The organism is Sphingobium sp. AP50 (genome assembly GCF_900109095.1).
Taxonomy (GTDB): Bacteria; Pseudomonadota; Alphaproteobacteria; order Sphingomonadales; family Sphingomonadaceae; genus Sphingobium.
Genome location: NZ_FNYZ01000027.1, coordinates 26,177 through 39,912, shown reverse-complemented (window position 1 = coordinate 39,912; position 13,736 = coordinate 26,177). Strand labels below are relative to the sequence as shown.

7 protein-coding genes are annotated in these 13,736 nt (G+C 61.7%); all 7 read left to right on the top strand.

All coding sequences use genetic code 11. The annotated features are described in order from the left end of the window. Positions 1 to 192 precede the first annotated feature (192 nt). A complete protein-coding gene (locus BMY84_RS26040) occupies positions 193 to 4,869 on the top strand; it encodes a calcium-binding protein (protein WP_093087828.1) in 4,677 nt (1,558 codons plus the stop codon). Between the two features lie 174 nt (positions 4,870 to 5,043). Beyond that, on the top strand, positions 5,044 to 8,172 hold the full coding sequence (locus BMY84_RS26035; protein WP_093087826.1) for a M10 family metallopeptidase C-terminal domain-containing protein: 3,129 nt from the start codon (positions 5,044 to 5,046) through the stop codon (positions 8,170 to 8,172). Positions 8,173 to 8,289: 117 nt separating this feature from the next. After that, a complete protein-coding gene (locus BMY84_RS26030; protein WP_093087825.1) occupies positions 8,290 to 9,975 on the top strand; it encodes a hypothetical protein in 1,686 nt (561 codons plus the stop codon). A 77-nt stretch (positions 9,976 to 10,052) separates the two neighbouring features. Then, positions 10,053 to 10,868: a phosphotransferase family protein gene (locus BMY84_RS26025; RefSeq protein WP_093087823.1), complete on the top strand. Its 816-nt coding sequence runs from the start codon at positions 10,053 to 10,055 to the stop codon at positions 10,866 to 10,868. 712 nt (positions 10,869 to 11,580) lie between these two features. After that, complete coding sequence (locus BMY84_RS26015; protein ID WP_093087820.1) at positions 11,581 to 11,931, top strand: UrcA family protein; 351 nt, start codon at positions 11,581 to 11,583, stop codon at positions 11,929 to 11,931. A 128-nt stretch (positions 11,932 to 12,059) separates the two neighbouring features. Beyond that, positions 12,060 to 12,566, top strand: coding sequence for an RNA polymerase sigma factor (locus tag BMY84_RS26010; protein WP_093087819.1), 507 nt, complete (start codon positions 12,060 to 12,062; stop codon positions 12,564 to 12,566). Positions 12,567 to 12,659: 93 nt separating this feature from the next. After that, entirely contained in the window at positions 12,660 to 13,619 is a 960-nt protein-coding gene (locus tag BMY84_RS26005; protein WP_093087817.1) for a FecR family protein, read from the top strand. Positions 13,620 to 13,736 lie beyond the last annotated feature (117 nt).

The following is a 13,736-nucleotide window of genomic DNA, read 5'->3' as shown; positions in this document are numbered from 1 at the left end:
ATCTTCGATATCTTGAAGGTGCGAGGCGGCATCTGGTCTCGAATCTCGACTAACAAACAATGCGATCAATTGCTTGTTGTTAGGTCATTTTTTTCTTGCCGAATCTCTGCCGATATTTAGCGTTTGGCGTCAGATGCCCGTGGGGGGCTTTACTGTGCAGGGCGTGGTGTTTTGCCGCGCGTGGGGGGATGTGTGAAAGACGATTATGTCGGTACCGATGGCGATGATGTCTACACGGGCCGCTACTATAATAATATTCTCAGGGGAATGGGCGGTAATGACCGGCTAAGCGGCTTGGCACAATCTGACAATATTGCAGGTGATGCCGGTAGCGACATTCTGAACGGTGGCGATGGAAATGATATCCTGTTTTCAGACGTGCGATCCGTGGATGACGCTTTTCCGCGTCAGGATAGTCTCCCCAGAGCTCGTTCCGATGACATCTACACCGAGGTCGACACCCTGAATGGTGGTCATGGAGACGACATAATATTTGCCGGATATGGCGATATTATCGACGGTGGAACGAGCAATATCTGGGGTAATAGCCTCTATATCAATCTGCAAGGTGCATCTGAGGGCGTAGTCGCGGATTTTCGGCTTCTTTTGAGCCAGTCTTCAATGACCTTGGGTGGCGGAACCATCCGAAACATTCAGACTACCGGTTCCATCCAGGGAACGAACTTCAACGATTTTCTGGTGCCTATCGGTAGTGTTACCGATGCGGAAGTCCATGGCTGGGGCGGCGACGATATCATCATCGTCGATACGGCAATCACCATCGGATCGATCCACCTATATGGGGGCGAAGGCAGCGACGTCATCGATGCCAGTGAGGCTGGGGGAACAGTCTATGCCCATGGAGACGCCGGCGACGACATATTGAAGATGCGGGTTGGCGACCATGCTTATGGTGGTGATGGCAACGACATCATCTATGGAGGCAGTGACAGCCATGGTGGGGCAGGCAATGACGTCTTCTATCTGAATGACGGCGCATATTATGATCGCGCCTATGGCGATGATGGCGACGACGAAATTCATGTCAGCGGGAACAACGCATCGGTTTTTGGCGGAGCAGGCAGCGATCGGATAATTGGCGGAGCGGGGAATGATCTGCTTTATTCCGGGGGTACGGACGCAGTTGGCATCCCGCTGGATGATATTGGTGCGGAAAAGGATTTTCTGACCGGCGGGGATGGTGATGACATCATCTGGGCTGGTTACGGCGATGACGCTGATGGTGGGGCCGGGACTGATTATCTGCGCTATTCTTTTGGCGCTGCGTCTGGTGCTATCACATTGTCCACGGCCAGTTTGGTGACCGGTGGCACGCTGACTATCGGCGGTGGGGTCATAAAGAATTTCGAGGGGCTTTTTGCGGTGCGAGGCACCGAGTTTGGCGATGTTATCGACGCAGCAACGCAAGTGGGATCGATGTATATCGATGGCGGCGGTGGAAATGATCGCGTCACGGCACATGATAGCGTCGTTACATTCATTGGCGGTGAGGGCGATGACTGGTTCGTCAGTGGAAGCGGCGCAGACACATTTTATGGCAATGGCGGTTCCTTCTATGGCAATGGCGATTCCGATACGATCGATTATGGCCAGGCCCTCACTGGCATCACGGTGTCGTTGGGGGCGGCCAGAAGCTCTGACGGCGACCTGATAGTTGATGTCGAGAATATTGTGGGTTCGTCATTCGCGGACAGGATCACCGGAGCAGAGGGCGTCAACCGACTGGAGGGCGGCGCAGGCGATGACATATTGGATGGTGGGGCTGGCGCAGACCTTCTATATGGTGGAGCGGGCAATGACATCTACATTGTCGACGATGTTAACGATAAGATTGTCGAATCCGCCGGAGAGGGGGGCGACGAGGTGCGATCCTCTGTCAGTCTTACCTTGTCGGATAATTTCGAAAATTTGACGCTGACAGTTGTCGAGGGTGGTTATAACCGGAAGAATATCGACGGTATCGGCAATGTTCTCGACAACGTCATCATCGGTAATGACGGTGCCAATCACCTGATCGGCGGTGAGGGGAATGATACGTTACGGGGAATGGAGGGCGACGACCTTCTGGAAGGCGGCGCTGGCAACGACATTCTGGAAGGTGGGCAAGGCGAAGATAAGCTCATCGGCGGAACTGGCGACGATCTCTACATCCTGACGGCTATCGGCTTTACCGTGACCGAAAGCGTCAATGCCGGAATTGACACGGTGCAGACCACGCTCAATTTTACACTCGGCGCCAATGTGGAGAATTTGATCCTGGTCGGGTCAGCGCCTCTGCGCGGCACTGGCAATGACCTGGACAATGTCATCACCGGTAACGCCGGGCTCAATATGCTGGACGGGATGGACGGTAGTGATCGGCTTACGGTAGGCGCTGGTAGTGGAACGCTGATCGGCGGTGCGGGCGCGGATGTCCTGACCGGAGGCGCAGGACAGGATGCATTGTTCGCTGGCAACTATGTGGCTGGTGAACGCAATTGGGATATGGGCGCCGAAAAGGATGTGCTGTCGGCCGGCGATAATGTCGACCTGGTGTCCGCCGGCTATGGCGATGACGCCGATGGCGGAGCAGGTAACGACCAGCTTTATTATTCCTTCGGTGGCGCCAGTGCCGGGGTCACCATGCGCACCAGCGACCTTTTGGGAACAGGGCCGCGCCAGATTGGCGGCGGTATCGTCCAGAATTTCGAGATGCTGACCGGACTGCGTGGCTCGGAGTTCAACGATTATGTCACCGTTGACACCAATGGCACGTCGGCGCCGACGATCGATCTGGGAGCGGGCGACGACATCATCATCGGCGGGTCGGCTGCGTTGACGGTAATTGGCGGCGCGGGCAACGACTATTTCAAGCTCACAGCCGAGATCAATCATCTGTTCCGTGGAGGTGATGGATCCGACACGATCGACTATAGCAGCTTCGGTCCGATTACGGTCACGCTGGGTGCGGCGGGCATGGTGGGGTCGGGTGCCTATGGCTATCAGATCGTCGATGTCGAGAATGTCATCGGTTCCGCCTATAATGACGTGATCACCGGCAATGGCGTTGCCAACATGCTGAAGGGCGGCGGTGGTGCTGACGCGCTGTTCGGGGAGGCCGGTGCGGATATGCTCTATGGCGAAGCGGGCAATGACGTGCTGCACGGCGGGGCGGATGCCGACACGCTGGATGGCGGGGACGGGTTCGATACGCTTTATGGCGATGATGGCGCTGACCTGCTTTCCGGCGGCGTCGGCAATGATGTGCTGGACGGCGGGCTGGACGCGGACCGGATGGTCGGCGGCGCGGGTAGCGATATCTACATCGTCGACAATGCTGACGATGTCGTGGTGGAAGCGGCTGGCGAAGGCCTGGATACGGTGCGGACCAGCGTCAGTTACACGCTGTCGGACAATGTCGAAGTGTTGCAGGTGCAGGATGTCGCGGCCGGTGCTCTGGTCGACGGGCGTGGCAACGGGGCCGATAATATCCTGAGCGTGAACGGTACGGTTGCGTCCGGCGTGACGATCCGGCTGTTCGGCGAGGGCGGCAACGACCAACTGGTCGGATCGGATCGGGGCGATTATCTGCATGGTGGTGCAGGCGCGGACTATATGGTCGGCGGGTTGGGCGACGACATCTATATTGTGGACAATGTCGGCGATAAGGTGGTGGAACTGGCGAAGGGCGGGACCGACCATGTACAGGCGAGCCTGTCCTACACGCTGGGCGCCAATGTCGAATGGCTGACGCTGACGGGGGCGGATAATCTTCGTGGCACGGGCAACCAGCTGGATAACATCATCGTCGGTAATACGGGCAATAATGTGCTGGCCGGGCAGTTGGGCGATGATACGCTGAACGGCATGGCGGGCGACGACATATTGATCCCGGACACCGGCAATAATGTGGTGAATGGCGGGGCGGGGAATGACACGCTGCTGCTGCTGGGGGTGAAGAGCAGCTATAATGTTCTGGAAGCGAACGGCGCCATCTATCTGGTGGGCGAAGAGGGCGCGACCCGGATGACCGGGGTGGAGCAGGTGCGCTTTGCCGACGGGACGGTGGCGACGGCGGACCTGAAGGCGGGTCTGGCGGCGTTTGACGGGCTGCGGTACGCGGCGAGCTATGGCGATCTGGCGGCGGCGTTCGGGACCGATGCGGTAGCGGCCACCAATCACTATCTCAACACCGGTTTTGCCGAAGGGCGTGATGCCAAGGCATTCGATCCGCTGGATTATATTGCGGGCTATAGCGATTTGATCGCAGCGTTCGGGACGGATGGTGCAGCGGCAACCCGCCATTATCTGACCGCCGGGCGGCTGGAGGGTCGGACCGACGAAAAGTTCAGCGGCCTCGATTATGCGGCTTCCTATCCCACGCTGGCAGCGCAGTTCGGCGCGGACGAGGAAGCGGCGGCGCGGCACTATATCCTGACGGGCCGGGCGCAGGGGCTGAGCGACAACGGCTTCGACGCGCTGCAATATGCAGCGTCCTACAAGGATCTGGCGGCGCTGTTCGGGACGGATACGGATGCGGCGACCCGCCATTATCTGCAATTCGGGCGGGCTGAAGGACGGTCTGCCGATGCGTTTGACGGGCTGCGCTATGTGGCGTCGAACGCGGATCTGATCGTGGCGATCGGCAGCGATGACGATGGCGCGGCGTCGCATTTCCTGCGGTCGGGCTTTGCCGAGAACCGGCCGACGACCAGCTTCGATGCGCTGCAATATGCGGCGGCGAACCCGGATGTGGCGGCGGCGTTCGGCAGTGATGTCGAGGCGCTGACGGAGCATTATATCGACCATGGCTATTATGAGCATCGTCCGCTCGCGCTGGCGGCCGCGATGGTCGAGGTGATTGGGTGATAGGGACGGGGTGGAAGCAAAAGGCTTTCACCCCGTTTCGGTTGCGAAAGTAAAGGAAATGAACTTTATTTCTATTTTGTGAAAAATGGCCTTATGCAGGCTAGTATCATTCCATGAATTGACCGAAATATGAATGGCTTATAAGCTGCCTTCCGGGTCTTTTGGGGGGGGTATATGACGACGGTTTCCGATTACACGGCGATATTGTCCGGCGCATCGATCAACGGCACTACGGGCGTGAGCGCCTTTGTAAGCTATTCCTTCCCCGATGTGGTGCCGGATTATCTCTATGATCTCTATTCGGCTGAGGGACTGGCGACCTATCAGATATTTTCAGAAGCCGAAAAGGCAGTGGCGCGGGCGGCGCTGGACCTGTGGGCCAAGGTTTCCGGCCTGACCTTCTTCGAGGTGGCGCCCGGCGAGGGCGACATCAAGTTCATGAATTACGATCTGGCGGCGCTGAACAGCAATGCCGCCGGCTTCGCTTATTATCCGATGAGCGGTTACGACGGATTCGAAGCGGCCAGCGATGTCTTTATCGACACCGGACTGGCCAATAACATGCATTTGTTGTTGCATGAAATCGGCCATGCGCTGGGGCTGAAGCATCCGTTCGACGATGATCCGACGCTGGCGACCGATCTGGATAATTTTGCGTCCACGGTGCTGAGCTATACCAGTGGCGGAACGGCGGGGGACGTGCTGGGCACATTCGATTTGCAGGCGATCCGCTATCTTTACGGTGACCAGAGCAAGGATGGATCGCAGGTCGCGAACTGGAACTGGAATATAGCGACCCGGACGTTGACGCAAATCGGTTCGACGGGTGCGGACGCCATTTACGGCATTGGCGGCGCGGACATCATTGCGGGCGGAGATGGCGACGACGAAATCGTCGGTCGCGACGGTGCGGATCAGTTGAGCGGTGGTACGGGCAACGACACGCTGAGCGGCGGGCGGGGCAATGACCTGCTGGGTGGCGACGATGGCGATGATGATCTGGATGGCGGGGAAGGAGATGACAGCCTGGCCGGTGGTGCTGGCCGTGATATTCTCAATGGCCGCGAAGGCAATGACATGCTGTCCGGTGGTGCTGATGATGACACGCTGTATGGCGCGGAAGGCAATGACGTCCTGAACGGTGGCGCAGGCAACGATTATCTGAGCGGCGACTGGGGATATCCCGGCGAGGTCATCGGGATCGATACGCTGCGCGGCGATGCGGGCAACGACAATTTATGGGGCATCGGGGAAGATTTTCTGGATGGGGGGATCGGCAATGACTATCTCGCCCTGTCCGACAGCACCCGCGGTACATTGTTGGGCGGTGCAGGAGATGACAGCCTGTATTTCAAGCTATCGGGAGCGGTCGGGCTGGCGACGATCGATGGGGGCGAGGGCACAGATTCTCTTAGCTATGAGGTGAAGAACCGGTCGGTCGACCTGGCCGTGTCGGCCATCAACATGCGTGGTATCGAAACGCTGTTCCTGTCTTCCGGTAGCGGTAACGACATTCTGCGCAATGACAGCCAGTTGGCCAATGTGTCGCTGAATGGCGGCGATGGTGCAGACACGCTTTATGCCGGGACAGCGGATGGCAGTCTGCGCGGCGAAGGGGGCAATGACATATTGGTCGCGGGCAGCGGGTTCAGCTTCTTCTATGGCGGAACGGGTGCCGATCGGTTCGTTTTTAAATCGTCCAGCGATTCACCGGGAGGGCATTCCGACCAGATCGAGGATTTCGAAACGGGGATCGATGTCATCGATCTGACCGCGATGGCGCCGACCACTGTCAGCATCGGCAATTATGCATTCGGCAATTACATCTATGCCACCAAGGGCACCGAGACGCTGGCCCTGTTCGTGCGCAATGCCGTGTCCCTGTCGGACATCAATTATCTGTCGCCGGACTTTCATGGCACCGATGGCAATGATGTGCTGACCGGCAATCAGTTCAACAACAATCTTTTCGGCTATGGCGGCAATGACAGCCTGGTTGGCGGCGCGCGGGACGACTATCTGCATGGTGGCACCGGCGCGGACTATATGGTCGGAGGATCGGGCGACGACGTTTATATTGTCGATAATGTCGGCGATGTCGTGGTGGAGCTGGCCAAGGGCGGGACGGACCATGTTAGATCAAGCCTGTCCTATACGCTGGGCAGCAATGTCGAATGGCTGACCCTGCTGGGTACGGATAATCTGCGCGGTACCGGCAATCAGCTGGCGAACATCATCGTTGGCAATGACGGCAACAATGTTCTGGCCGGGCTGTTGGGTGGCGATACGCTCAACGGCATGGCGGGGGACGATATCCTTATCCCTGATAGCGGCAATAATGTCGCCAATGGCGGGGCGGGGAATGACACGCTGTTGCTGCTGGGGGTGAAGAGCAGCTATAGTTATCTGGAGGCGAACGGCGCCATCTATCTGGTGGGTGAAGAGGGCGCGACCCGAATGACCGGGGTGGAACAGGTGCGTTTTGCCGACACGACGCTGGCGACGGCGAGCCTGAAGTACAATTTGGGCGCGTTCGACGGGCTGCGTTATGCGGCGAGCTATGATGATCTGTCGGCGGCGTTCGGTATGGATGCGGCGGCGGCGACCAGCCATTATATCAATACAGGTTTTGCCGAGGGACGCGATGCCAAGGCATTCGATCCCCTGGATTATATTGCGGGTTACAGCGATCTGATTCAGGGGATGCATGCCGACAGCTATGCTGCATTGGAGCATTATCTGAATTCCGGCCGCTTTAATAATAGCCGTACAGATGAAAATTTCAGCGGCCTTGCCTATGCGGCGTCTTACAAGGATCTTGCCATCGCATTTGGCGCGGATGAGGAAGCTGCGGCGCGCCACTATATTCTACTTGGCTGGGCCGAGGGTCGCAATGACGACGGGTTCAGTGGACTGCAATATGCGGCATCCTATAAGGATCTGGCGGGGTTGTTCGGAACGGATGTGGATGCGGCAACGCGCCATTATCTGCAGTTCGGGCGGGCGGAAGGACGGTCTGCCGATGCGTTCGACAGTCTGCGTTACATTGCGTCCAACGCGGACCTGATCGTGGCGATCGGCAGCGATGACGATGGCGGGGCGGCGCATTATCTGCGGTCGGGCTTTGCCGAGAACCGGCCGATGACCAGTTTCGACGCGCTGAAATATGCGGCGGCGAACCCGGATGTCGCGGCGGCGTTCGGCACCGATGTCGAGGCGCTGACCGAGCATTATATCGACTTTGGCTATTATGAGCATCGTCAACTCGCGCCGGTGGCGGCGATGGTGGAGGTGATCGGGTAAGGCGCTTTTCTCCTTCTTTCCGTCCCTGACGGTCGCATGAACGATCCGGCCAAGGATCGTTCATGCCCGCTGGTGCATTGTGCCGGGGTGTTGGGGGATTGGTGAAGGAGACATGCCATGACCCGAACCTTTTTGCCCCGAAACTTTTTGCACGGCGCGCCCAGCATGGGCCTGTTGTCGCTGGCCCTGCTGCTGAGTGCGTGCGGCGAGGAGAAGCCGGATAACGGCTTTTCCCTGACCGATCAGGCCTGGACCAATGCGCTGTCCAATCAGGGTGGGTTGGCCAATCAGGGCGGGTTGCCGCCGCTGCCCGAGGCGCAGCCGATGGATGTCGCCGACGCGGGCGCACCGGCGGTTGCCCCGGCGGCGGACAGGCTGCCGGCGGCGGCGCCGATCCGCTATGCGCAGGCGCAGGGCGACGATTATGCCTGGATCGACCGGGCGGACCAGTTTTCCGACATGCTGGGCGATGCGCCGCCGGACTATGGCTTTGCCTATGATCAGGGGGTGACGCCCTGGGCCTGGGAAAGCGGCGATGACTATGTGCGCTATGCCGAGCCGGTCGATGGCGGCTATCGCTATTATTATTATGAGCCGGGCGGGAGCAGCCCCTATCTGGTCCGCGATCCGTGGAACAGTTATGGCTATCGCGACGACCATCTGGTGGCGGTCTATGATCGTGGCGGGCGGATAATCTCCGGCGCGGAGGCGCGGCGGCGGGATGCCTATGCGGCACGCTATTATGCCAGGGCGACGGACATGCGCCGGGCGGCACGGGCGCATGAGCGGCAGCGGATCGAGGCGCGGCAATGGGCGGCGCGGCGCGCTGCGATCCGGCAGGACCGGGAACGCTGGGCGCAGGCGCGGCAGGATCAGGCGCAATGGCGCGTCTATCGCGCGCGGCAGGATGATCGGGCGCGAGCGCATTGGGCGGCCGAACGCCGGGCGCGCGAAGGGGCAGCGACGCGCTTTGCAAGCTGGCAGCGGGATGATTTTCGCGGTGCGCCGCCGCGTTTCTATGCAGCGCAGCGGCAGGCGGCGGTCGAGCGTCAGCAGCGGGTGGAGCGGGCGCAACGCGCGGCGCTGGTCCAGCGGGAGGCGGCGCAGCGGGCCGACATCCGGCGGGCGCAGGCACAGCAGCAGCGGATCGCCGATCGCCGGATGGACGCGGTGGAGCGGCGGCAGGCGCAGGTCGAGCGGGTGCAGGCCGATCGGGTCCGGGCGGATCGCATGCGGGCAGAGCAGGTGCGTGCGGGGCAGCGGCGTGAACAGGTGCAGCAGCAGGCGCAACGCCAGCAGCAGGTGAGGGACCGCCGCGCGCAACAGCAGGCGGAACGGCAGCAACAGGCGCAACAGGTTCGCGCCCAGCGCGCGTCAGCGGAGCGGCAACGTCAGACGCAGGCGCAGGCATCTCGGCGTCAGGCGGCTGCGCAGCGAAACCAGCAACAGGCCCAGCGTCAACAACAGGCGCAGCGTCAACAACAGGCACGGGCCGAGCGGGCACAACAGGCGCAGCATCAACGGGAGGCCCGGCAACAGCAGGCCGTCCGTCAGCAACAGGCGCAGGCGCAACAGCAACAGCGGGCGCAGCAGCAGGCACAAGCCGAGCAGGCTCGTGCTCAGCAGGTCCAACGCCAGCAGCAGGCGCAACAGCAGCAGGTGCAACGTCAGCAACAAGCGCAACAGCGGTCAGCGGAACGTCAGGCGCAGGCCCAGCAGCGTGCTGTGGCGCGGCAGGCGGAGCGGGCGCAGCGCATGGCGCGGGCCGATGGCCCCGGTCGCCCACGGCGCGACGAAAATTGACCGCAACCGCGCTGTCCCGATGTGATCGGACGCAAAGAGGCTGGTCAATCGATCACGGGTCGGGCAGAGGCGCGGAGATGACGCTGCCCGATCCCGCCCATTTCGTTGCCGCCGGGCAGAGCGCCGAAGTCTTTCGCCTGGAACAGGGGCAGGTGCTCAAACTGTTCCATGAGGGCGTGGACGCGGGGATCGTGGAACGCGAATATCGGCTGGTGCAGACCGTGCAGGCGACCGGCCTGCCGGTGGCCCATGCGCTGGAACTGCGCACGGTCGGCGGGCGGCGCGGGATCGTCTATACCGAAATGGAGGGGCCGGACCTGCTGGCCTATCTGAAGCGGCGGCCCTATCGCTGGCGCTGGGCGCTGGACGAAATGGCGCGCTTGCAGGAGGAGATACAGGCGCAGCATCTGCCCCTGTTGCGCAGCCGCAAGGCGTTGCTGGTCGAGGATATCGAAGGCGCGCCGATCGGCGAGACGCTGCGCATGGCGGCGATCGAGCGGCTGGACCAACTGGTGGAGGGCGACCGCCTGTCGCATGGCGATCTGCATCCCGCCAATCTGATCGTGACGCGGCAGGGGCTGGCGGTGATCGACTGGTCGCGGGCGGCGCGGGGGGCGACGCCGACCGATGTGGTGCGCAGCGAGATGCTGATGCGCTTCGGACCGGGACAGGCGGGCAAATGGTGGGAAGAGCGGGTGCGCGACGGCGCGGCGACCCGCTATGTCGATGCCTATTGTCGGCGGACCGACATGGCGCCCGAAGCGCTGGCGGCATGGCGGCCGCTGGTGGCGCTCGCCTGGATGCGGCACCGGGGTTCGGCGAGGGATGCGGCATTCGAGGCGTATCTGGAAGCGGCGCTGGGCGCTGCGGGATTGCCGTCGCTGCGGGATTGAGGCCTGGTTGCTTCATTGAGAGTCACTACGTCATTGCGAGTGCAGCGAAGCAATCCATGGTCACGCTATTGGATTGCTTCGCTGCGCTCGCAATGACGATGCAGGTCGACTTCAAAGCCCATCAATGTCGTTGGTGGATGGGGGAGCGCGGTTCGTCCTCCAGGGATGCCGCCCGGCGGAAGCGGGCGGTTGATCATCGAAGCGGCGCAGTGTCGGCCGGTCGTCGCGCTATGGTGAAGCCATGGAAGCGGAAGGCCCCGGCCATCCGTTAAGGGACGGTTCACCGCTTATGGCGTCGTTTCTATCCTGACAGTTTATCGAGATCCGGAGTGCCCGACAGCGCCTGGATACGCCCCCGGCCTTCCCTTGCGCCGGGGGCGTTTTCGTTTTCCTACCCTCCCGCACGATTCGATGCTTTCCGTTACGGAATGTTGCGTTTGGCGCACGCCGCATGTCGTTCGTCATGTCGTTCGTCGCGCTGTTCGTCCGCCCGGATTTGCGCTTCGTCGTCCGGTGGGTCGTTGGCCGAGCGGGATTGCCATCGGTCGAAGCGAGCGGGCGCCAGGCGTGTGATGGGCCTAAACAAAATGGGCGAACGGGACAGGCGCCGCTCCCTTGATGACCCAGGCTCCGCCCGTTCGCACCCGGCGCTTCGTGCAGCCCCCCTTTTTGACGGGACGCCGGACCCCACAGGTTTTGAGGAGATAGGCCCATGTTCACGTCCACCAAATTCGCCGCCGTGCTGATGTCCGCCACCCTGCTGGCCAGTGCCGGTGCGGCATCCGCCGAGGAGTTCCAGTCCAATGGCCGCACCAGCGCCGTCTATCATGGCGATCTGGACCTGAGCCAGGCGGACCAGCAGGCGCAACTGCGCAGCCGGATTTCCCGCGCCGCCAATCGCGTCTGTGCGTCCAATGATCTGTCGGCCCAGATGACTTGCCGCGCCAAGGCGATCGCCCATGTCGAATCGCGCATGAACGCCGCCATCGCCCGCGCCGACAGCAAGGAACGCTATGCCGATGCCGGTACGGCCAAGGAGGTTCGGCCGGTCGTCGGCAACTGACCGCCGACGATCATGCGGAAAGAGCGACAAAGGCCCGGCACATTGCCGGGCCTTTTTCGTAGTGCGGGTTGGTATGCAAATCTGAAAGCTGATATTGCGAATGGATCGCAATCTGCTAAGGACGGATCATGTCGTCCAACGCTGCTGACCTGTCAGATATGCTGATCGTAGAACGGGCGTCGATCATCCGGCGCCTTGCGCGGATCGTGGGCAGCGAGCCAGCGGCCGAGGATGTGGCACAGAGCCTGTATCTGCGCGTGCAACGGATCGACGATAGTATCGCGATCGCGAACAAGCGGTCTTTCCTGTTCAGGCTGGCGTCCAATCTGGCGATCGACCATGTTCGCGCCGAAGGCACGCGAGCCAGAATACAGGCGGAGGCGGAGGCCTTTTTATGGGCGGATTTCGAGCAGCCCAGCCCGGAAGACATTGTGGCGGCCGAGGCGGAATTGGAGCAGGTGCTGGCCGCCGCGCGCACGCTGCCCGAACCCACGCGCAGCATCTTTCGCATGCACCGCTTCGATGGCTTGCGGCAAAGTGACGTTGCGGCACGGCTGGGTGTGTCGGTAACGACGGTCGAAAAACATGTTCGCCGCGCGCTCGACATATTGCGGGCCGCACGGGACAGGACATAGTTGCGATTTTTTGCCAGGGCGGGTTAGGGCGCGCCGGTCGACAAACGTCTCAAAGGCGATAGCGCCGTGGGACCGGGCCGAGGGGAAGCGCCGATGAACAGCAGAGATGTCGATGCGTCGATCGACGAAGCGGCCGCCCATTGGGTCGTCCGGCTGGCGTCCGGCGAGATGGACGCGGCGGAGATGGCGCGGTTCAAGGACTGGCACGCTTTGTCCGATGCACATCGTGGCGCCTTCGATCGGGAGCGGGGGTTGTGGCAGAGTCTGGACGGCCAGCAGGCGGCCTTTGCCAGCGTGACGCCTGCGCCCCGGCGCAGGGCGCGGCGCTGGGCTGCGGTGGCGCGTCCGCGTGTGTGGCTGGCGGCCGGGGCGGTGGCGGCGACTTTGGCCTTTCTGGCGCCGGGCATGATGATCCGTCTGCGGGCCGATGAAATGGCGGGCAGGGGCGAGGTGCGCACGGTCGCGCTGGCGGATGGATCGACGGCGATGCTGGATAGCGATGCGGCTATCGCCATCCATTATGACGGGCAGGAACGGCGCATCGACCTGTTGCAGGGCAAAGCCTGGTTCGATGTGAAGCATGGCGATCGCCGTCCCTTTCGGGTGGCGGCATCGGGCGGGGTGACGCAGGATATTGGCACCGCCTTCGAGGTGGATCGGGGCGCGGCGGGCGTCGGCGTGAATGTGACGCAGGGGGCGGTGCGCGTGCGGGGGACTGCTTCGGGGCCGGGCATGCTGTTGGGCATGGCGGAGCGGGCGCGCTATGGCGATGACGGCGCGCTTGTCCGGCTGAAGCCCGGCACGGTGAGCAGCATGGCAGCCTGGCGTCGGGGGCTGATCGTGCTGGATGGCCGGTCGGTGGCGGAGGCCATCGCCGAAATCGGGCGGTATCGGCCCGGTTATACGCTGACCTTTGCCGACCTGTCGGCTGCGCCGCGGATCAGCGGTATCTTTCGCATCGACGCACCGGATGAGGCGCTGCGCAGCGTGGCGCAGATGGCCGGATTGCAGGTCATGACGCTGCCGGGCGGCATGATGGTGCTGCGGCGCTGAGTTGGCGGTCAGGGGCGAGCGCAAAAAAATTTCGCGAAGGGGTTAGGGCAAGCCGGTCCGCATCCGTCTTAGAACGACTTTTTGCTAATGCGAGCATTGTGCAACAAGCGTCGGGCG